Raw genomic sequence first — 19,442 nt, 5'->3', positions numbered from 1 at the left:
ATAAGAAAACGTGTCGAACTGGCCTTTACTGTCTATCTTGATCTGGCTGCCGATTATCGGTGGCGCCCTGATCCTTGCGTTGCGCAACGCCGAGACTGCCCGCTGGGCAGCGTTGGCGGTGTCGGTGGCGACCTTTGTGCTGAGTCTGCCGCTGCTGGGCTACGACACCGCCAACGGCGCGATGCAGTTCATCGAACTGCATGCCTGGATTCCGGCCTACAACATCGGCTACAACCTGGGCGTGGACGGCATCGCGGTTGCGTTGATCGTGCTGACCACGCTGGTGACGGTGCTGGCGTTGATCGGCGCCTGGCGCTCGATCGACAAGCGCGTCAATCAGTACGTGGCCGCGTTCCTGATCCTGGAAGGGGTCACTGTCGGTATCTTCGCTGCGACCGACGCGATGCTGTTTTACGTGTTCTTCGAAGCCATGCTGATCCCGATGTTCCTGATCATCGGCGTCTGGGGTGGCCCGCGGCGCATCTACGCGGCGATGAAGTTCTTCCTCTACACCTTCCTCGGCTCGGTGCTGATGCTGGTGGGCCTGGTCTACCTGTACCTGAAGGGTGGCAGCTTCCAGCTGGCCGACCTGTACGCACTGCAGCTGACCGCCAAGGAACAGACCTGGATCTTCTTCGCGTTCCTGATCGCGTTCGCGGTCAAGGTGCCGATGTTCCCGGTGCACACCTGGCTGCCGGACGCGCATGTGGAAGCGCCGACGGCCGGTTCGGTGATCCTGGCTGCGATCGCGCTGAAGATCGGTGGCTACGGCTTCCTGCGCTTCAACCTGCCGATCGTGCCGGATGCCAGCCATGATTTCGCCTGGCTGGTCATTACGCTCTCGCTGATCGCGGTGATCTACGTCGGCCTGGTGGCGTTGGTCCAGGACGACATGAAGAAGCTGGTGGCCTATTCGTCCATTGCGCACATGGGCTTCGTCACCCTGGGCACCTTCATCGCCTTCACCCTGGTGCGCGACTACGGCAGCATCGATGCTGCGCGCCTGGGCCTGCAGGGTGCGATGGTGCAGATGATCTCGCATGGTTTCGTCTCCGGCGCGATGTTCTCCTGCATCGGCGTGCTGTACGACCGCATGCACACCCGTCGCATCGCCGATTACGGCGGTGTGGTCAACGTGATGCCGTGGTTCGCCACCTTCGCCATGCTGTTCTTCATGGCCAACGCCGGCTTGCCGGGTACCAGCGGTTTCGTGGGCGAGTTCATGGTGATCCTGGCCAGCTTCCAGAAGCATCCGTTAGTCGCCTTTGCCGCCGCCACCACGCTGGTGATCACTGCTGCCTATACGCTGTGGCTGTACAAGCGCGTGTTCTTCGGCGAAGTGGCCAATGCGCATGTGGCCGAGCTGAAGGACATCAACGGTCGCGAGGCCTTCGTGCTGGGGGTGTTCGCCGCTGGCGTACTGGCCCTGGGCCTGTATCCGAAGCCGCTGACCGATCTGATGGAACCGTCGATCGCCAAGCTGGCGACCCAGATTGCTGCGACCAAGCTCTAACGGCTTGCCGTCCGTTTTGAATTCAGGATTTGATGATGACCACGCCAACGCTCGCGCCGTTGACCGCCGCTGACCTGGCTCCGCTCGTACCGGAGCTGGTGCTGATCGGCGGCGCCTTCGCCCTGCTGATGCTCGACCTGTTCTTGAGCCAGCGCAACAAGGTCTGGACCCACCTGTTCTCCGTCGCCGTCCTGGCCGTGGTGCTGGCGTTGCTTGCGACCGGAACAGGCGGGCAGGGCGAGATCTTCAGCGGCATGTTCTTGCGCGATACCGCCGCCGACGTGATGAAGACCGTCATCGTGCTCGTCAGCGGACTGAGCCTGATCTATGGCTGGACCTACCTGCGCGAGCGCAATCTCTATCAGGGCGAGATCCCGGTACTGGTGCTGTTCGCTACCGCCGGCATGATGTTGCTGGCCTCGGCCGGCAGCTTGCTGATGGTCTACCTGGGTCTGGAGTTGCTGGCGCTGTGTTCGTATGCGCTGGTTGCATCCAACCGCGACAACGGGTTGGCGACCGAAGCGGCGATGAAGTATTTCGTGCTGGGTTCGCTGGCGTCTGGCCTGCTGCTGTACGGCATGTCGCTGGTCTACGGCGCTACCGGCACCCTGAGTCTGGCCGGCATCCACGATGCCATCGAAGGCTCGGGCGAGCGCACGCTGCTGCTGACCGGCACCATCTTCATGATTGCCGGCGTGGCCTTCAAGCTGGGCGCCGCGCCGTTCCATATGTGGCTGCCCGACGTCTACCAGGGTGCGCCAGCGCCGATCGCGCTGTTCATCAGCTCGGCCCCCAAGCTGGCCGCATTCGGTATGGCGTACCGCTTGCTTGAAGTGGGCATGGGGCCGTTGTCGCCGGAATGGCACCTGCTGATCGGCGGTCTGTCGGCAGTGTCGCTGGTGATCGGCAACCTGATGGCCATTGCGCAGAGCAATCTCAAGCGCATGCTGGCCTACTCGACGGTTTCCCACATCGGCTTCCTGCTGATGGGCGTGGCCGGTGGCGGGGAAGAGGGCTATTCGGCCGCGATGTTCTATGCGGTGAGCTACACCATCATGTCCACCGCTTCGTTCGGCGCCATCATCGCGTTGTCGCGCAATGGGTTCGAAGCGGAGAACATCGACGACTTCAAGGGACTCAACGCGCGTAACCCGTGGATGGCCGGCCTGGTGCTGTGCATCATGGCCTCGCTTGCAGGTATCCCGCCGTTCCTCGGCTTCTGGACCAAGCTGGCCGTGCTTGGCGCCGCGGTGCGGGGCGATATGTTGTGGCTGGCCCTGGTCGGCGTGATCTGTGCAGTGATCGGCGCGTACTACTATCTGCGCGTCATCAAGGTCATGTACTTTGATGAGCCGGTCGGCGAGGCGCTGCCGGCCAACAACGACCGCGTGCTGGGCACCGTGCTGGGCGTCAATGCACTGGCCTTGCTCGCACTGGGCGTCGCTTGGAATCCGATCATGGTGTGGTGCCAGCGCGCGTTTGCGGGCCTCGCCTAAGCGGCGTGCCTGCGTTTCCCGTGCGTGCGTTGTGCTGGGCCGACGCGCAGCATGACTGAATTAATGTTGTGATTGGTGTTTCGTTTTTGTTGCATTGCGGTTATCATTCGCCGCGACGTTGAACAGCCATCACGGTGTCCAACAGATGAAAAACTAGGGCTTGCAATTGTCGCTCAAGTTCTTCATAATTCCGCTTCTGCTGCGGGGTGGAGCAGTCTGGCAGCTCGTCGGGCTCATAACCCGAAGGTCGCAGGTTCAAATCCTGCCCCCGCTACCAAGTTTCGAATTGTTGCTTCATCGCAGTGATTCAAGTTCTTGGATCGTAAGGACGCATGTTCCCGTCCTTGCGCCGACCCTGAGAGGTCGGGCTTTTTCCACGCAAGGGGCCCATCGGGCCCCTTGTTTTTTCCGGAACCGGAAAGTTTGCTGCCGGTTGCCGGGGTTCTACTGGCAATCATCTGATCAGGGCAGTCTGTGAGCGAAAAAGCGACCGAAATCGCGAATCTGCTGAGTCCAACGGTTGAGTCCCTGGGCTTGGAACTGCTGGGCGTGGAGTATCTTCCCGCGCCAGGTGGCGCTACGTTGCGTCTCTACATCGATGTGCCGCTGGCCGAACGGCCCGAGCGCGTGATCAACGTCGACGACTGCGAGCGTGTGAGTCGCGAAGTGTCTGCCCAGCTCGACGTCGAAGATCCCATCAGCGGCAACTACACCCTGGAAGTGTCCTCGCCGGGTGTGGATCGTCCGTTGTTCACGCTGGAGCAGTTCGCCCGCCATGCCGGCGAGTCGGCCAAGATCGTGTTGAAGCTGGCGCAGGATGGTCGGCGCCGCTTCCAGGGCCAGATCGTGCGGATCGAGCCCGCCGCGGACGCGGTGGTGTTCGCCATCGATGGCAAGGACGTGCAGATCGGCTTCGACAACATCGACAAGGCGCGCATCGTGCCGGATTGGGCTGCGCTGGGTCTGGCACCGCAAAAACCGAACAAACCCGGCCCGAAAAAACCCGGGCACGACAAGAAGAAACCATCCAACGAGTCGGCGGCTGGCAAGCCGCGCGCGGAGTGACGAAATGAGCAAGGAACTTTTGCTGGTAGTGGATGCGGTCGCCAACGAAAAAGGCGTGCCGCGCGAAGTGATCTTCGATGCGATCGAGGCCGCGCTGGCGTCCGCAGCGAAGAAACGCTATCCCGACCAGGACGTGCTGGCACGCGTCACCATCGATCACAAGGACGGTACCTACGAAACCTACCGTCGCTGGGAAGTGGTGGCCGACGACGTGGTGATGGAGTCGCCGGACCGCCAGGTGCGCCTGATGGATGCCATCGACGAAGCCGACGGCGTGGACGTGGGCGACTACATCGAAGAACAGATCGAAAACCCCGATTTCGGCCGTATCGCCGCCCAGGCTGCCAAGCAGGTGATCGTGCAGCGTGTGCGCGAGGCCGAGCGTCAGCAGGTGGTGGATGCGTGGAAGGATCGCGTGGGTGAATTGATCACCGGTGTGGTCAAGCGCGCCGAGCGCGGCAATATCTTTGTCGATCTTGGCGGCAATGCCGAGGCCTTCATTCCGAAGGACAAGGGCATTCCGCGCGACGTGCTGCGCCCTGGCGACCGCGTGCGCGGCTACCTGGCCGAAGTGCGTTCGGAGCCGCGTGGACCGCAGCTGTTCATCAGCCGCGCCGCGCCTGAATTCATGATCGAGCTGTTCAAGCTGGAAGTGCCGGAAGTGGGCCAGGGCTTGGTCGAGATCAAGGCCTGCGCACGTGACCCGGGCGACCGCGCCAAGATCGCGGTGATTGCGCACGACACCCGTACCGATCCGATCGGCGCCTGCATCGGCATGCGTGGTTCGCGCGTGCAGGCGGTGTCCAACGAGCTCAATGGCGAGCGCGTGGATATCGTGTTGTGGAACGAAAATCCGGCCAACTTCGTGATCAATGCGATGGCGCCTGCCGAAGTGCAGTCGATCATCGTCGACGAAGAGAAGCATTCGATGGACCTGGCGGTGGCCGAAGACCGCCTGGCCCAGGCGATCGGCAAGGGCGGCCAGAACGTGCGCCTGGCCAGCCGTCTGACCGGCTGGCAGCTCAACGTGATGACCGCCGACCAGGTGGCCGCCAAGTCCGAGGCCGAACAGGCTTCGGCGCGCCAGCTGTTCATGGATCGCCTGGAAGTGGACGAGGAAATCTCCGCCATCCTGGTGTCCGAAGGCTTCAACACGGTCGAAGAAATCGCCTACGTCCCGGTCGGTGAGTTGTTGGCGGTGGAAGGCTTCGACGAAGACATCGTCGAGGAACTGCGTGCCCGTGCCCGCGATGCGCTGCTGAACGCCGCGCTGGCCGAGGAAGAAGGCCTGGAAGGAACTCAGCCCACCGAGGACCTGCTGGCGCTGGAGGGGATGGACGAGGAGACGGCTTTTGCTCTGGCCGAGCACGGCGTGCGTACCAGCGAGGACCTGTCCGACCTGGCCGCGGACGAGATCGTCGACTTCGGCATCGAGGGCATGACCCAGGAGCGCGCCGCGGCGCTGATCCTGGCGGCCCGCGCCGAGGAGATCGCCCGGCTGGAGCGCGGCGAATGAGCCGGCAATGAACCGCGCCCTGACCCCATCAGGGCTTAGAATCAGCGTTTCCCTTGCTCTGGGCGAGGGGGCGCCAACCAGATCATAGGATCCGAATGTCGCAGCAAACCACCATCCGCAAGCTTGCCGAACTGGTCAATACGCCGGTCGATAAACTGCTGGTTCAACTGGCCGAGGCCGGAATGAAGTTCAGCGGTCCCGACCAGGTCGTGACCAGCACCGAGAAGATGAAACTGCTTGGCTTCCTGCGTCGCACGCATGGCAAGGCCGAGACGCCTGCCGAAGCGGCGAGCGAAGCAGCCAAGAAGATCACGCTCAACCGGCGCAAGCTGCAGGAAGTCACGGTCAACGCCGGCCGCACCAAGACCACGGTCAACGTGGAAGTGCGGCAGAAGCGTACCTACGTGAAGTCCGAGAACGAAGGCAGCGGCCGCGCCGCACCGATGACGCCTGACGAAGAGCGCGCCGATATCCTGGCCAAGCTCGCCGCCTCGCGTCAGCGCAATCTCGACGAGCAGCAGGCGCTGGCCGAAAGCGATCGTGTGCGCGATGAAGCGATTCAGCGCAAGCGCGACGAAGAGCAGGCGGCCAAGGACCGTGCAGAAGCCGAGCGCAAGGCTGCCGAGGAAGCCGCTGCGGCTGCCAGTGCGCCGGCCCCGGTGGCTGCTGCGCCGACGCCGTCGGCGCCTGCCGCGCGGGTATCGTCTTCGCCGTCTTCGGCACCGCGTCCGGCCCGTCCGGCTGGTGCCTCGCCTGCCTCGCGTCCGGCCACGCCGGCGCGTCCGGACGACCGCAACAATGCTGCCAAGCACAAGACGCGCGGTTCGCACGTCATGGTGGCTGGCGTCGAAGACGACGATGCGACCAAGCGCTTCGCCGGGCAGTTGCACCTGTCTGCGGCCGATCGTGCACGCCGTTCCAATGTGCGCGGCAAGCCGACCGGCCGCCCGGGTTCGTCGTCCTCGCGCCGCGGCAACGACAACGGTCGTGGCGGCAACCACGGCAATAGCGGCCCGCACGGGTTCGAGCGTCCCACCGCACCGGTGGTGCGTGAAGTGGCCATTGGCGAGACCATCACCGTTGCAGACCTGGCGCAGAAGCTCGCGCTCAAGGGTGGCGACGTGGTCAAGGCGCTGTTCAAGATGGGCGTCATGGCGACCATCACCCAGAGCATCGATCACGACACCGCCGCACTGGTGACCGAAGAACTTGGCCACAAGGCCGTGCGTGCCGACAATGCCGACTTCGAGGACGCGCTGCTGGCGCATGCCGAAGACGCGCAGGGCGAGACCACGTCGCGCCCGCCGGTGGTCACCATCATGGGTCACGTCGATCACGGCAAGACCTCGCTGCTGGATTACATCCGTCGCACCAAGATCGCCTCGGGCGAGGCTGGCGGCATCACCCAGCACATCGGTGCGTACCACGTTGAGACCAATCGTGGCGTCATCAGCTTCCTGGATACGCCCGGCCATGCCGCGTTTACCTCGATGCGTGCGCGCGGCGCCAAGATCACCGACATCGTGGTGCTGGTGGTTGCAGCCGATGACGGCGTGATGCCGCAGACCAAGGAAGCGGTGGCGCATGCCAAGGCGGCAGGCGTTCCGTTGATCGTGGCGGTCAACAAGATCGACAAGGCCGGCGCGGATCCCCTGCGGGTCAAGAACGAGCTGCTGGCCGAAAACGTGGTGGCCGAAGAGTTCGGCGGCGATACCCAGTTCATCGAAGTGTCGGCCAAGGTCGGTACCGGTGTGGACACGCTGCTGGACGCGATCTCGCTGCAGGCCGAAGTGCTGGAACTCAAGGCAGTGGCCGACGGACGCGCCAGCGGTACCGTCATCGAATCGTCGCTGGACAAGGGCCGCGGCCCGGTCGCGACGGTGCTGGTGCAGCAGGGCGCGCTGAAGCGCGGCGACTACCTGGTGTGCGGCATTCAGTACGGCCGTGTGCGTGCGCTGTTCGACGAAACCGGCCACCAGCCGGCCTCGGCGGGCCCGTCGATTCCGGTGCAGGTGCTCGGCCTGTCCGGCGTGCCGGAAGCCGGCGACGACTTCGTGGTCGTCGACGACGAGCGTCTGGCCAAGGATGTTGCGCAGCAGCGCGAAACCAAGCGCCGCGAGTCGCGTCTGGTCGCCTCGGCCACCAACCGCATGGAAGACATCCTGGCCCAGATGGGCAAGGGCGAAGGCCAGCAGGTGTTGAACCTGGTGATCAAGGCCGACGTGCAGGGCTCGGTGGAAGCGCTCAAGCAGTCGCTGGTGGCCTTGTCCAACGACGACATCCGCATCAACGTGATCCACTCCGGCGTGGGCGGCATCACCGAGTCGGATGCGAATTCGGCAGCGGCCTCCAAGGCCACGGTGATCGGCTTCAACGTGCGTGCGGATGCCTCGGCGCGCAAGATCGTCGAGTCCAACGGCATCGATCTGCGTTACTTCTCGATCATCTATGACGTGATCGATCAGGTGAAGCAGGTGGCCTCCGGTCTGCTCGGCGTGGAAATCCGCGAAGAGATCATCGGTATCGCACAGGTCCGCGATGTGTTCCGAAGCTCGAAGTTCGGTGCGGTTGCAGGCTGCATGATCATCGAAGGCGTGGTCAAGCGCTGCAAGCCGATCCGCGTGCTCCGCGACAGCGTGGTGGTGTTCGAAGGCGAGCTGGAATCGCTGCGCCGCTTCAAGGAAAACGTCGACGAAGTGCGTAACGGTACCGAGTGCGGTATCGGCGTGAAGGCTTATAACGACGTCAAGGCCGGCGACCAGATCGAGTGCTTCGAGCGTATCGAAGTGGCGCGTACGCTGTAACGAAGACGGGACCCGGGACCCGGAACCGGGGACCCCGGAGAAGCGAAAGCCACGGCTCTTGCTCTTCCGGGTCCCCGGTCCTGGGTCCTGGGTCCTGGGTCCCGAACCAAAGGCTCCGACCATGCCAACCAAATCATTCCATCGCACCGACCGCGTTTCGGCGCAGGTGCGTCGCGACCTCGGCACCATCGTGCACGCGGCCGTGCGCGATCACGGCTTGCCGTCGGTCAGCGTGTCCGATGTCGAGATCAGCCGCGACCTGGCGCACGCCAAGGTGTTCGTCACCGCGCTACAGCAGGAGCGGTCGGCCGAAGCGGTCAAGGGGCTCAAGGAAATCGCCGGGCAGCTGCGCACGCAGCTGGCGCGCGCCATGAAGCTGCGTCACGTGCCCGAGCTGCACTTTCACTACGACGACTCGGTCGACCGTGGCGAACGGATCGATAACCTGCTGCGTGACCTGGACGATGTCGGCCCGCAGGCCACCTCCAGCGATGAAGACGCCGAGCAGCGCTAAGCGCTGCGTTGGCTGGGCGAGATTGCTGCGCCCCTGGATTCCCGCGGACGCGCACGGCGTCCGATTCGAGCACCGATCTTTTGAAATCCCGCATCGTCTATCGCCCGCTGCACGGCATCCTGTTGCTGGATAAACCGGCCGGGCTCAGCTCAAATAATGCCTTGCAGGCCGCGCGCCGCTTATTGCGCGCAGACAAAGGTGGCCATACCGGCAGCCTGGACCCGCTGGCCACCGGCTTGCTGCCGTTATGCCTGGGCGAGGCAACCAAGATCGCCGGCTTGCTGCTGGGTTCGGCCAAGGCATACGACGCCGAGGTGGTGCTGGGCGTCACCACCGATACCGACGATGCCGACGGCGAGCCGCTGCGCGAGCGTGCGGTGCCTGCGCTGAGCGAAGACGCATTGCGTGCGGCCTTGGCTCCATTTGTCGGGCGCATCCAGCAGCAGGCTCCGATCTATTCGGCGCTCAAGCAGGGCGGTGAGCCGCTGTATGCCAAGGCACGCCGGGGCGAGGTGATCGAGGCCCCGGTGCGCGAGGTCGACGTGCATGCGATCGAGTTGATGAGCTACCAGGCGCCGCATCTGCAACTGCGCGTGACCTGCGGCTCGGGCACCTACATCCGCAGCCTGGGCCGCGATCTGGGCGAAGTGCTCGGCTGCGGTGCGCATATCGCCTCGCTACGCCGGCTCTGGGTGGAGCCGTTCCGGGCGCCACAGATGATGACCCTTGAAGCGTTGAGCGCGGCATTGGAATCGGGCGCGCGGGCGGAAGATCTGCTGTTGCCGATCCAGGCCGGGCTGGCAGATTTTGCGCAGATCGCCCTCGACCAGGCCCATGCGACCCGCTTCCGGATGGGTCAACGGTTACGCGACCCGGCGTTTCCGGTCGGTCAGGTGGCGGTTTTCGGGCCGGATGGAAGCCCGTCAGGCCTTGGCCTTGTTGACGCTGACGGTCGGCTGTCGCCGCAGCGCCTGTTCAACGGACTGAACCAGTCTGTGAGTTGTTAAGGCTTGGTCAACTTGTTCCTGGCGCCATGCAACGGTACAATTTCGCGGCCCCGATCGGGGCACCTCAGCGCCAAGCGCGCATATTCCTAGCAAACGGCGAGTCCGACGGTGCGTCACGCACGTTCCTGTCGACCACGCATCTATCGAGTAAACATCATGTCAGTCGACACCCAGAAAGTTATTGAAGACAACAAGCGCAGCGCCCAGGACACCGGTTCGCCGGAAGTGCAGGTTGCTCTGCTGACCGCACGCATCGAGCTGCTGACCGGTCACTTCAAGACCCACAAGAAGGATCACCACAGCCGTCGTGGTCTGTTGCAGATGGTCAACCGTCGCCGCAGCCTGCTCGACTACCTGAAGAAGAAGGACAACGACCGCTACAAGTCGCTGATCGAGAAGCTCGGCCTGCGCCGCTGATCGAGTCCTACCGCCGCGGCGCAGCGATGCGCCGCGGTTTTGTTTTGGTCCTTCGCAAACGCGTCATCGCATTACCAAGTTCATGGGCCGGAGCCTCCCGGCCGCCCGTTCTCGGCATGGGTCGACGACGGTCCAACGAAGACAGCAACACCTAAGGAAAAACCTCCGTGGCAAAAATCACCAAAACCTTCCAGTACGGCAAGCACACCGTCACCCTTGAGACGGGCGAAATCGCTCGCCAGGCAGGCGGCGCCGTCATCGTCAAGTTCGACGACACCGTACTGCTGGTCACCGCCGTCGCCGCCAAGAGCGCGCGCGAAGGGCAGGACTTCTTTCCCCTGACGGTCGATTATCAGGAGAAGTTCTACGCCGGCGGCCGCATCCCGGGCGGCTTCTTCAAGCGCGAAGGACGTGCGACCGAGAAGGAAACGTTGATCTCGCGCCTGATTGATCGTCCGATCCGTCCGCTGTTCCCGGAGGACTACAAGAACGAAGTGCAGATCATCGCCACCGTGATGTCGATGAACCCGGACATCGACGGCGATATCGCCGCGCTGATCGGCGCATCGGCCGCGCTGTCGCTGGCCGGCACCCCGTTCAACGGCCCGATCGCTGCAGCGAAGGTCGGTTACAAGAACGGCGAATACATCCTCAACCCGACCGTGACCGAGCTGAAGGATTCGCAGCTGGAGCTGGTTGTGGCCGGTACCGCCAATGCGGTGCTGATGGTCGAGTCCGAAGCCGAACTGCTGTCGGAAGAAGTGATGCTGGGCGCTGTGACGTTCGGCCATCGCGAGATGCAGAAGGTCATCAACATCATCAACGAGCTGACCGTCGAAGCCGGCACCAAGCCGTCCGACTGGGTGGCCCCGGCAAAGAACGACGGCATGATCGCCGCACTGAAGGACGCGGTGGGCGATCAGCTCGCGTCGGCATTCCAGGTGCGCGACAAGCTGCAGCGCCGCGATGCGATTTCGGCGATCAAGAAGGACGTGCTGGGTGCGCTGGCACCGCGCGCCACCGTCGAAGGCTGGGCTGCCGGCGATCTGTCGAAGGAATTCGGCGAGCTGGAATACCAGACCATGCGTGGCTCGGTGCTGAGCACCAAGGTGCGTATCGACGGCCGTGCGCTGGATACCGTGCGTCCGATCAGCGCCAAGGCCGGCGTGCTGCCGCGTACCCATGGCTCGTCGCTGTTCACCCGCGGCGAGACCCAGGCGATCGTGATCACTACGCTGGGTACCGCGCGCGATGGCCAGGTCATTGACGCGGTGTCGGGCGAGTACAAAGAGAACTTCCTGTTCCATTACAACTTCCCTCCGTATTCGGTGGGCGAGTGCGGCCGTTTCGGCGCGCCGAAGCGTCGCGAGATCGGCCACGGCCGTCTGGCCAAGCGCGGCGTGCTGGCCGTGATGCCGAGCCTGGAAGAATTCCCGTACACCATTCGCGTGGTCTCGGAAATCACCGAGTCCAACGGTTCTTCGTCGATGGCATCGGTCTGCGGCAGCTCCCTGGCGCTGATGGATGCCGGTGTGCCGATCAAGGCGCCGGTCGCAGGTATCGCGATGGGTCTGGTGAAGGAAGGCAACGACTTCGTGGTGCTGTCGGACATCCTGGGTGACGAAGATCACCTGGGCGACATGGACTTCAAGGTGGCCGGTACTGCCGAAGGCGTGTCCGCGCTGCAGATGGACATCAAGATCGAAGGCATCACCGAAGAGATCATGAAGCAGGCATTGCAGCAGGCCAAGGCCGGCCGTCTGCACATCCTGGGCGAGATGGCGCATGCGCTGACCACCCCGCGTCAGGAGCTGAGCGACTACGCGCCGCGTCTGCTGACCATCAAGATCCACCCGGACAAGATCCGCGAAGTGATCGGCAAGGGCGGCTCGACCATCCAGGCGATCACCAAGGAAACGGGTACGCAGATCGATATCCAGGACGACGGCACGATCATCATCGCCTCGGTCAACGCGATCGCCGCGCAAGCTGCCAAGTCGCGCATCGAGCAGATCACCTCGGACGTGGAGCCGGGCCGCATCTACGAAGGCAAGGTCGCCAAGATCATGGACTTCGGCGCGTTCGTCACCATCCTGCCGGGCAAGGACGGCCTGGTGCACGTCTCGCAGATCTCCAGCGAGCGCGTGGAGAAGGTCGGCGACAAGTTGAAGGAAGGCGATCTGGTGCGCGTCAAGGTGCTGGAAGTGGACAAGCAGGGCCGCATCCGTCTGTCGATCAAGGCAGTGGAAGAAGGCGAGGGCGTGCCGGCTTCGGCCGAGTAATCGCTGCTTGCTGATGCATCACGTAGGTGACGCATGACGAACAAGCGGGCTTCGGCCCGCTTTTTTGTTACGTGCGTTTGGTAATAATTCCTTCTCCCCTCGGAACAAGGTGGCGCGCAGCGCCGGATGAGGGTGCGTGGAAAGCCTGGTGATATTCGAAAGGTGAGTGGTTTCACCCGCACCCTCGCCCCAACCCTTCTCCCGCAGGAGAGGGGCTTTGAATCCGTCCTTACTCCGGTTGCTGTTGTTGCGTCGGCGCAGGCTGCGTCTCCGGGCGCGGCGGCACGACGCGTGGAAAGCCTGGCGGCATCGTTTGCTCCGCGGGCGCGATGCCGGGTGCCGGCAACAGCGCCGTCGGTGGCGGGCTAGCCACTGCCGCATCCGGGCGCAGTTTCAGCAGTGCGGCCCAGTCGCGTCGGTTGAAGTCGCAGAGTTCTTCCTTGGCTGGCGTGCATTCGCTGGCGATGCCCAGGCTGTCCTCGTTCTGATCCTGGTTGCTGTCCGACTGCGGCGTCGGCAGGACGACGCGGCCGGCGCGATCCAGCGGCATCTTGCGCATCATCACCGTATTGAACACGTTGCCGCCAATCAGATACAGCGTGCGATCACCGCCGACGTTGGCAGCTACCACCACATCGCAATGCGATTGCCACGGCATCGGTGCGCTGCCGCCGAGCGCGGCCTTCAGTCCGGCATAGCCGAGCGCGGTGCTGCGCCCGCGCAGCAGGCACAGCAGATCGCCAGGTGCGGGCTTTTCGACTGCCGGATCGCTGAACTGGTACGGGCCGGTGGCGCCGTCGTTGTAGGCGCTGCGGATGTAGTCCAGATGGCGCGCCGAACGATGGAAGCCGCTCAGCCCGGCTTGCGTCATCACCCAGGAGATGAAGGCGGCCGACCATGGGTTGTCGATCAGAAACGCGCGGCAATCGCTGGCGGTGTAGCGCGTGCCGTCCAGTGCGGCACAACTGGAGGCACCCGGACGCCCACCCATCGAGTCGAGCGTGCCGCTGTCGCGCCAGTAGCCTGCAACACGCTGCCAGGCCACCACGCCGTGGTCTGCCAGATAACCGGATTCGGCTTCGGTCACGCCCAGGCTGGCCAGCCGGCCCTTGGCATCGATAAACGGACGTTGCCACAGGCGATGTTCGTTACAGGCGCTGCGCACGATGGCGATGGCTGCCGGGCTGGTGCCGAAGCGCGGCGGGACATCGCACACTTCGGCAGCGGCGGCGCTGCCTCCCCATCCGGCAAGCAGCAGACAGATCCACGGCCAAGGTCTTGCAGTCATCGACTATTCCGCATGCAATCAATCATGGCAGGCTGCCAGAGCGGGCGGCGTGCACGCGTGAAATCAGTGCGGCGGCGGTCCGAGCTTGAGCGACAGATCCACCGCCTGCACGTGTTTGGTCAGCCCGCCGATGGAGATGCAGTCCACACCGTCTTCGGCGATGGCGCGAATGCCGGCCAGATCCACGCTGCCGGAGACCTCCAGAGGAATGCGCTGGTCGCGCGGCAGTGCGGCAACGATACGCACCGCTTCGCGGCGCATGGTCTGGTCGAAGTCGTCGATCAGGATGCGCGTGCAACCGACCTTTAATGCTTCGCGTAGTTGCTCCAGCGTTTCCACTTCGACCACCAGCGGCAACTGCGGTTGCTGCGCACGTGCTGCATGCACGGCAGCGCTCAACGAACCGGCGGCGCGGATGTGGTTTTCCTTCAGCATCACCGTATCGAACAGACCGATGCGGTGGTTATCGCCGCCGCCGCAACGCACCGCGTACTTCTGCGCCGCGCGCAGGCCTGGCAGCGTCTTGCGTGTGTCCAGGATGCGCGCGCCCGTGCCAGCCACGGCGGCGACATAGGCTGCAGTGGCAGTGGCAGTGGCCGAAAGCGTCTGCAGGAAATTCAGCGAGGTGCGCTCGGCGCTGACCAAGCTGCGGCTGCGACCCTGCAGCAGGGCCAGCACGGTGCCGGCGCTCACGTGCTGGCCTTCGTGGACGTGCCAGTCGATGCGCACCAGCGGATCGAGTGCGCGGTGGGCGGCATCGAACCAGGGACGGCCGGCGATCACCGCATCCTGCTTGCACAGCAGGTAGGCGCTGTCGGCCTGGTCGGGCAATAGCGCGGCGGTGACGTCGCCGCTGCCGATATCCTCGGTCAGCGCGCGCGCTACATCGGCTTCGACCACGGCCGCAGGAGGCGCCTCCGGCACGCTGGCACGCACGGACGAGCTCACTTTTCGGGGAAGTCGGCGATCTGCGCGGTGGCGATGGCCTCTTCGGCCAGTAACACCGGAATACCGTCGTCGACGCGGAAGATCTGCTTGCGGTCGCGGGTGATCAACGCCTCGCGCAGCGGCTGCGCCTGTACGCTGCCGTCGGCGCGCTGCAGGGTTCCGCCGGCAATGGCGGTGTTGAGTGCTTCCAGACCCTTGCCATCCAGCAGCGAAAGCGGCTGACGGGTATCGGGCGAGCACAGCAGGTCGAGCAGTTTGCGATCCATCGAAGTCTTGTCTTGCGTGGAGATTGGCTAGAATACGTCTTTACCGCAGGGCAGGGCCATGACCTCCAACCACTCCGCGCCGCTGGTCGGCATCGTGATGGGCTCCCGTTCGGATTGGGAAACCATGCAACACGCGGCTCAGAAGCTCGATGCGCTGGGCGTGCCGTACGAAGTCAAGGTGGTCTCGGCGCACCGCACCCCGGATGTGTTGTTCACCTACGCCGAGCAAGCGGGCGAGCGCGGCCTGCGCGCGATCATTGCCGGCGCCGGCGGCGCGGCGCACCTGCCGGGCATGCTGGCCGCCAAGACCGCGGTGCCGGTGCTGGGCGTGCCGGTGCAGTCCAAGGCGCTCAACGGCTTGGATTCGCTGCTGTCGATCGTGCAGATGCCGGCTGGTATTCCTGTGGCTACCTTTGCGATCGGCAATGCGGGTGCGGCCAATGCAGCGTTGTTTGCCGCGGCCATGCTGGCACCGGAGCAGGCGCAGATCGGCGATGCGTTGGCGCAGTTCCGCGCCCGGCAAACCAACGATGTCATGGCCAGCGACGACCCGCGCCAATGAGCACGGTCGGCATTCTGGGTGGCGGCCAGCTGGCGCGCATGCTGGTCCTGGCGGGCGCTCCACTGGGCTTGCGCTTTGCAGTGTTCGACCCGGCCGCCGACGCCTGCGCGGGACAACTGGCGCCGCTGCAGGTTGGGGCCTTCGACGATGCCGCCGCGCTTGCCGCATTCGCCGCACCGCTGGACGTGATCACCTTCGATTTCGAGAACGTGCCGTCGGCCAGCGCGCAGCACCTGGCCGCGCAGCGGCCGGTGTTTCCGCGTCCACAGGCGTTGGCGGTGGCGCAGGACCGGCTCAGCGAAAAGACCCTGTTTCGCGAGCTCGGCATCCCGGTGCCCGAATTCGCTGCGATCGACGACCGCGCCGGCCTGGATGCCGCGCTGGCGCGCATCGGCGCGCCCTGCGTGCTCAAGACCCGCCGCTTCGGCTACGACGGCAAGGGCCAGTTCCGCATCAGGACGCTTGCCGATGCCGATGCCGCCTGGGACGCGCTGGGTGCGCAGGCCGAGCGGGTCGGGCTGATCCTGGAGGCTTTCGTGCCGTTTCAGCGCGAAGTCAGCGTGGTGGCAGTGCGTGGTCGCGATGGCGAATTCCGCGCCTGGCCGTTGACCGAGAACTGGCATGTGGATGGCGTGCTGTCGGCGAGCCTGGCGCCGGCCAGCGTGGATGCCGCCATGCGGGCGCTGGCCGAAACGCATGCGCGCGCAATCGCGCAAGCGCTGGACTACGTGGGCGTATTCGCGCTGGAGCTGTTCGTGCGCGATGGCGAGCTGCTTGCCAACGAGATCGCCCCGCGCGTGCACAACTCCGGCCACTGGACCATCGAAGGCGCCGAGACCTCGCAGTTCGAAAATCATGTGCGTGCGGTCCTTGGCCTGCCATTGGGCAGCACCGCGATGCGGGGGCATGCCTGCATGTTGAACTGGCTGGGCAGCATGCCCGATGCGGGCGCGTTCCTGGCTGTGCCGGGTGGGCACTGGCACGATTACGGCAAGCAGGCACGCGAAGGGCGCAAGGTAGGGCATGCCACCGTGCGTGCCGATGCGCCGCAGGCGCTGGCGACTGCGCTGGTGCAGGCGGGCAAGGCATTACAGCGCGAGGCGCAGGTCGCGCCGGTTGTCGGGCGTCTGCAGGAAGGCTGAGCCAGCGCGTTACTGGCTGCTTGCGTGGCGGCGCCCTCGTCCGGCAGTGCCGGATCCCCGCGAGGACGTGCGTGCGCTGTTGCAGCGCGTGGGCTGCGCCACAAGCGGTAACCGGTTCGGCTACCGCGTCGAGGGTCAGCTCAGATCAACTCAATCGGCTGGCCACGAAATCCCAGTTGATCAGTTTCCAGAATGCGTTCAGGTACTGCGCGCGGTCCTGTTGGTAGTCCAGGTAATACGCGTGTTCCCAGACGTCGCAAGCCAGCAGTGGCCGGTCCGGTCCGGTGAGCGGGGTGGAGGCGTTGGGCGTGGCAACGATGGCCAGGGTGCCGTCCGGGCGTTGCACCAGCCAGACCCAGCCCGAGCCGAAGGTGCGCAAGGCCACGCGATTGAATTCCTGTTTGAAGTGCGCGAAATCGCCGAACGATTTGCCGATGCTGTCGGCCAGCCTGCCCAGCGGTTCGCCGCCGCCGCGAGGGCGCAGGCACTGCCAATAGAAATTGTGGTTCCACACTTGCGCTGCAAGATGGAACACGCTGCCCTGCGCCTGCCCGATGATCTCCTCCAGGGTCAGCTCTGCGAACTCACTGCCTTCGATGCAGGCGTTGAGTTGTTCGACTTCGCTGCGGTGGCACACATCATGGTGGGCTTGCAGTGTCGCGGCCGACAGATGCGGCTCCAGGGCCGCGCGGGAGTAGGGCAGGGCAAGGTGTTCGATCGGCATGGTGTGCAGGGCAGCGAAGGGAGTCCGGCGGCAGGTCGCGTGAAGGCTTACAATGCGCGCCTTTGCGGAAGTCTATCCGACCCGGCGGTCGGGCCTGCCGCGCCCAGTCAGGAGAGTCCAATGCCGGTGATGGAACGGATCCAGGCCGAAGTCGAACAGCACCCGATCGTGCTGTTCATGAAAGGCACCCCGCAATTCCCGATGTGCGGTTTTTCCAGTCGCGCGGTGCAGGCCCTGGTGGCCGCCGGCGCAGACCAGCTGCGCACCGTCAACGTGCTGGAAGAACCGGAAATACGCGCCAACCTGCCGCGTTACTCGAATTGGCCCACGTTCCCGCAGCTGTTCATCCATGGCGAGCTGATCGGCGGCTGCGACATAACGCTGGAGCTGTTCGAAGCCGGCGAACTCAAGCGCATCGTCAGCGAGGCCTACCAGCCGTGAGTGCAGCGCAGTCCGCCGCGTCGGCCGACCTGACCGGGCGCGTGGTGCTGATCACCGGCGCGGCCGGTGGCTTGGGCAGCGCTGCGGCGCGGGCGTGCGCACAGGCCGGTGCCACCGTGGTGCTGTTGGGGCGCAAGTTGCGCGCGGTCGAACGCGTGTACGACACCGTAGCGGCGCTGGGCGCCGAACCGTTGCTGTATCCGCTGGACCTGGCCGGTGCCACCCCGGACGACTATGCCGCGCTCGCGCAGCGCCTGCAGTCCGAACTCGGGGGCGTGTCCGGCGTGCTGCACTGCGCGGCCGACTTCGCCGGGCTGACGCCCGCCGAGCTGACGGCACCCGATGCCTTTGCACGCACCATCCATGTCAACCTCACCGCGCGCGCCTGGCTCACGCAGGCTTGCCTGCCGCTACTGCGCCAGCAGGACGACGCGGCGGTGGTCTTCGTCGTCGACGACCCGGCGCGCGTCGGCCAGGCCTACTGGGGCGCCTATGGCGCTGCCCAGCATGCGCAGCGTGGCTTGCTCGCCAGCCTGCATCACGAGACCGCCGCTGGCCCGGTGCGTCTCCACGGCCTGCAGCCCGGCCCGATGCGCACCGCCCTGCGCGCGCGTGCCTTCACCCATCAGGAAGACGTCGACGCAGCCGACCCCGCGCGCTATGCCGCTGCGTGCGTCACCCTGTTGTCCATGGCAGGTGCTCCGCACCGCGGTGCGATCTGGAACCCTTCGGCATGACCATTCTGTCGGCAGCCCTGCTGCTGTTCTTGATTCTCGACCCGCTGGGCAATATCCCGGTGTTCCTCAGCGTGCTCAAACCGCTGCCGCCCACGCGGCAACGCTTCGTGCTGGCACGCGAACTGCTGATCGCCCTGTGCGTGCTGATGGCCTTCCTGTGGGGCGGCAAATACGCATTGGAGCTGATGCACCTGCGCCAGGAGTCGGTGGCGATCGCCGGTGGCATCGTGCTGTTTTTGATCGGCATCCGCATGATCTTCCCGCGCCCGGAAGGGCTGATGGGCGAAATTCCCGACGGCGAGCCCTTCATCGTGCCGCTGGCCATCCCGCTGGTGGCCGGCCCCTCGGGCATGGCAGCGGTGATGCTGATGGGCAGCAACGAGCCTACCCGGCTCTGGGACTGGAGCCTGGCGCTGATGATCGCCTGGATCGGCGCCTCGTCGATCCTGGCCTCCGCACCGCTGCTGTACAAGCTGCTGGGTCACCGCGCACTGACCGCCATCGAACGCCTGATGGGCATGTTGCTGGTGGCGATCTCGGTGCAGATGTTCCTGGATGGCCTGGGGACGTATTTCAAGTTGCCGGTGTCGATCTAAGGCGCTGATGGAGTAGGGACATCGCACGTCTGGACGCGGGCGCTCCGGGGATGCAGATGCGCTGCGAGAGGCGCGGCGCATCTGGACGCAGTCGATTGCCATGCTTTGTTTGCTGCGAGCGTCT

At 64.8% G+C, this 19,442-nt stretch carries 18 protein-coding genes and 1 tRNA gene; 15 read left to right on the top strand and 4 right to left on the bottom strand.

What is annotated here, in order from left to right; all coding sequences use genetic code 11:
• Positions 1-10 precede the first annotated feature (10 nt).
• From XCSCFBP4642_RS0121485 to pnp, 10 genes are all read left to right on the top strand, one after another.
• Positions 11-1,513 (top strand): NADH-quinone oxidoreductase subunit M, encoded by a 1,503-nt coding sequence (locus XCSCFBP4642_RS0121485; protein WP_029221577.1) that lies wholly within the window; start codon positions 11-13, stop codon positions 1,511-1,513.
• Between the two features lie 35 nt (positions 1,514-1,548).
• Positions 1,549-3,009: an NADH-quinone oxidoreductase subunit NuoN gene (gene nuoN / locus XCSCFBP4642_RS0121480; protein WP_029221576.1), complete on the top strand. Its 1,461-nt coding sequence runs from the start codon at positions 1,549-1,551 to the stop codon at positions 3,007-3,009.
• A 200-nt stretch (positions 3,010-3,209) separates the two neighbouring features.
• Positions 3,210-3,286: transfer RNA gene (locus XCSCFBP4642_RS0121475), tRNA-Met, on the top strand.
• A gap of 197 nt (positions 3,287-3,483) precedes the next feature.
• Positions 3,484-4,074 carry a ribosome maturation factor RimP gene (rimP, locus tag XCSCFBP4642_RS0121470; protein ID WP_029221575.1) on the top strand — a complete coding sequence of 197 codons (591 nt, stop codon included), beginning with the start codon at positions 3,484-3,486 and terminating at the stop codon, positions 4,072-4,074.
• A 4-nt stretch (positions 4,075-4,078) separates the two neighbouring features.
• Positions 4,079-5,590 carry a transcription termination factor NusA gene (gene nusA / locus XCSCFBP4642_RS0121465; RefSeq protein ID WP_029221574.1) on the top strand — a complete coding sequence of 504 codons (1,512 nt, stop codon included), beginning with the start codon at positions 4,079-4,081 and terminating at the stop codon, positions 5,588-5,590.
• Positions 5,591-5,685: 95 nt separating this feature from the next.
• Positions 5,686-8,394, top strand: a complete 2,709-nt coding sequence (gene infB / locus XCSCFBP4642_RS0121460) for a translation initiation factor IF-2 (RefSeq protein WP_029221573.1) — start codon at positions 5,686-5,688, stop codon at positions 8,392-8,394.
• A gap of 121 nt (positions 8,395-8,515) precedes the next feature.
• Entirely contained in the window at positions 8,516-8,908 is a 393-nt protein-coding gene (gene rbfA / locus XCSCFBP4642_RS0121455; RefSeq protein WP_005991395.1) for a 30S ribosome-binding factor RbfA, read from the top strand.
• A gap of 80 nt (positions 8,909-8,988) precedes the next feature.
• Positions 8,989-9,915 (top strand): tRNA pseudouridine(55) synthase TruB, encoded by a 927-nt coding sequence (truB, locus tag XCSCFBP4642_RS0121450; RefSeq protein WP_029221572.1) that lies wholly within the window; start codon positions 8,989-8,991, stop codon positions 9,913-9,915.
• A gap of 156 nt (positions 9,916-10,071) precedes the next feature.
• Positions 10,072-10,332, top strand: a complete 261-nt coding sequence (rpsO, locus tag XCSCFBP4642_RS0121445; RefSeq protein ID WP_005991399.1) for a 30S ribosomal protein S15 — start codon at positions 10,072-10,074, stop codon at positions 10,330-10,332.
• A 167-nt stretch (positions 10,333-10,499) separates the two neighbouring features.
• A complete protein-coding gene (pnp, locus tag XCSCFBP4642_RS0121440) occupies positions 10,500-12,614 on the top strand; it encodes a polyribonucleotide nucleotidyltransferase (protein ID WP_029221571.1) in 2,115 nt (704 codons plus the stop codon).
• A 229-nt stretch (positions 12,615-12,843) separates the two neighbouring features.
• On the opposite strand, the gene XCSCFBP4642_RS0121435 is transcribed toward pnp, so the two are convergent.
• From XCSCFBP4642_RS0121435 to XCSCFBP4642_RS0121425, 3 genes are all read right to left on the bottom strand, one after another.
• Positions 12,844-13,902, bottom strand: coding sequence for a DUF2272 domain-containing protein (locus XCSCFBP4642_RS0121435; protein ID WP_029221570.1), 1,059 nt, complete (start codon positions 13,900-13,902; stop codon positions 12,844-12,846).
• A 63-nt stretch (positions 13,903-13,965) separates the two neighbouring features.
• Complete coding sequence (nadC, locus tag XCSCFBP4642_RS0121430) at positions 13,966-14,850, bottom strand: carboxylating nicotinate-nucleotide diphosphorylase (protein WP_029221569.1); 885 nt, start codon at positions 14,848-14,850, stop codon at positions 13,966-13,968.
• Positions 14,847-15,116, bottom strand: coding sequence for a Trm112 family protein (locus tag XCSCFBP4642_RS0121425; RefSeq protein WP_029221568.1), 270 nt, complete (start codon positions 15,114-15,116; stop codon positions 14,847-14,849). Before XCSCFBP4642_RS0121425 ends, nadC begins: the two co-directional genes overlap by 4 nt.
• A gap of 58 nt (positions 15,117-15,174) precedes the next feature.
• Here XCSCFBP4642_RS0121425 and purE point away from each other — a divergent pair, with 58 nt between their 5' ends.
• On the top strand, positions 15,175-15,678 hold the full coding sequence (gene purE / locus XCSCFBP4642_RS0121420) for a 5-(carboxyamino)imidazole ribonucleotide mutase (protein WP_029221567.1): 504 nt from the start codon (positions 15,175-15,177) through the stop codon (positions 15,676-15,678).
• Positions 15,675-16,820, top strand: coding sequence for a 5-(carboxyamino)imidazole ribonucleotide synthase (locus XCSCFBP4642_RS0121415; RefSeq protein WP_029221566.1), 1,146 nt, complete (start codon positions 15,675-15,677; stop codon positions 16,818-16,820). Before purE ends, XCSCFBP4642_RS0121415 begins: the two co-directional genes overlap by 4 nt.
• A gap of 145 nt (positions 16,821-16,965) precedes the next feature.
• Here the strand turns inward: XCSCFBP4642_RS0121415 and XCSCFBP4642_RS0121410 are convergent, their stop codons facing one another.
• Positions 16,966-17,544, bottom strand: coding sequence for a superoxide dismutase (locus XCSCFBP4642_RS0121410; RefSeq protein WP_029221565.1), 579 nt, complete (start codon positions 17,542-17,544; stop codon positions 16,966-16,968).
• 120 nt (positions 17,545-17,664) lie between these two features.
• Between XCSCFBP4642_RS0121410 and grxD the strand changes: the two genes are divergently transcribed.
• Genes grxD through XCSCFBP4642_RS0121395 form a run of 3 tightly spaced genes read left to right on the top strand, consistent with a single transcriptional unit; the run spans position 17,665 to position 19,318 of the window.
• Entirely contained in the window at positions 17,665-17,985 is a 321-nt protein-coding gene (gene grxD, locus XCSCFBP4642_RS0121405) for a Grx4 family monothiol glutaredoxin (protein ID WP_029221564.1), read from the top strand.
• Positions 17,982-18,722, top strand: a complete 741-nt coding sequence (locus XCSCFBP4642_RS0121400; RefSeq protein ID WP_029221563.1) for an SDR family NAD(P)-dependent oxidoreductase — start codon at positions 17,982-17,984, stop codon at positions 18,720-18,722. The genes grxD and XCSCFBP4642_RS0121400 overlap by 4 nt, the downstream gene beginning before the upstream one ends.
• On the top strand, positions 18,719-19,318 hold the full coding sequence (locus XCSCFBP4642_RS0121395) for a YhgN family NAAT transporter (RefSeq protein ID WP_029221562.1): 600 nt from the start codon (positions 18,719-18,721) through the stop codon (positions 19,316-19,318). Before XCSCFBP4642_RS0121400 ends, XCSCFBP4642_RS0121395 begins: the two co-directional genes overlap by 4 nt.
• Positions 19,319-19,442 lie beyond the last annotated feature (124 nt).

Source organism: Xanthomonas cassavae CFBP 4642 (assembly GCF_000454545.1).
Taxonomy (GTDB): Bacteria; Pseudomonadota; Gammaproteobacteria; order Xanthomonadales; family Xanthomonadaceae; genus Xanthomonas; species Xanthomonas cassavae.
The sequence above is the reverse complement of the archived record's forward strand: the minus strand, read 5'-3'. Positions and strand labels throughout refer to the sequence as shown.

Excerpts from the sequence above, each read along its gene's own strand:
- XCSCFBP4642_RS0121395 (WP_029221562.1), top strand. The coding sequence starts at position 18,719 with ATGACCATTCTGTCGGCAGCCCTGCTGCTGTTCTTGATTCTCGACCCG.
- grxD (WP_029221564.1), top strand. The coding sequence starts at position 17,665 with ATGCCGGTGATGGAACGGATCCAGGCCGAAGTCGAACAGCACCCGATC.
- purE (WP_029221567.1), top strand. The coding sequence starts at position 15,175 with ATGACCTCCAACCACTCCGCGCCGCTGGTCGGCATCGTGATGGGCTCC.
- XCSCFBP4642_RS0121410 (WP_029221565.1), bottom strand. The coding sequence starts at position 17,544 with ATGCCGATCGAACACCTTGCCCTGCCCTACTCCCGCGCGGCCCTGGAG.
- rbfA (WP_005991395.1), top strand. The coding sequence starts at position 8,516 with ATGCCAACCAAATCATTCCATCGCACCGACCGCGTTTCGGCGCAGGTG.
- XCSCFBP4642_RS0121415 (WP_029221566.1), top strand. The coding sequence starts at position 15,675 with ATGAGCACGGTCGGCATTCTGGGTGGCGGCCAGCTGGCGCGCATGCTG.
- nusA (WP_029221574.1), top strand. The coding sequence starts at position 4,079 with ATGAGCAAGGAACTTTTGCTGGTAGTGGATGCGGTCGCCAACGAAAAA.
- nuoN (WP_029221576.1), top strand. The coding sequence starts at position 1,549 with ATGACCACGCCAACGCTCGCGCCGTTGACCGCCGCTGACCTGGCTCCG.
- XCSCFBP4642_RS0121425 (WP_029221568.1), bottom strand. The coding sequence starts at position 15,116 with ATGGATCGCAAACTGCTCGACCTGCTGTGCTCGCCCGATACCCGTCAG.
- infB (WP_029221573.1), top strand. The coding sequence starts at position 5,686 with ATGTCGCAGCAAACCACCATCCGCAAGCTTGCCGAACTGGTCAATACG.
- rpsO (WP_005991399.1), top strand. The coding sequence starts at position 10,072 with ATGTCAGTCGACACCCAGAAAGTTATTGAAGACAACAAGCGCAGCGCC.
- XCSCFBP4642_RS0121435 (WP_029221570.1), bottom strand. The coding sequence starts at position 13,902 with ATGACTGCAAGACCTTGGCCGTGGATCTGTCTGCTGCTTGCCGGATGG.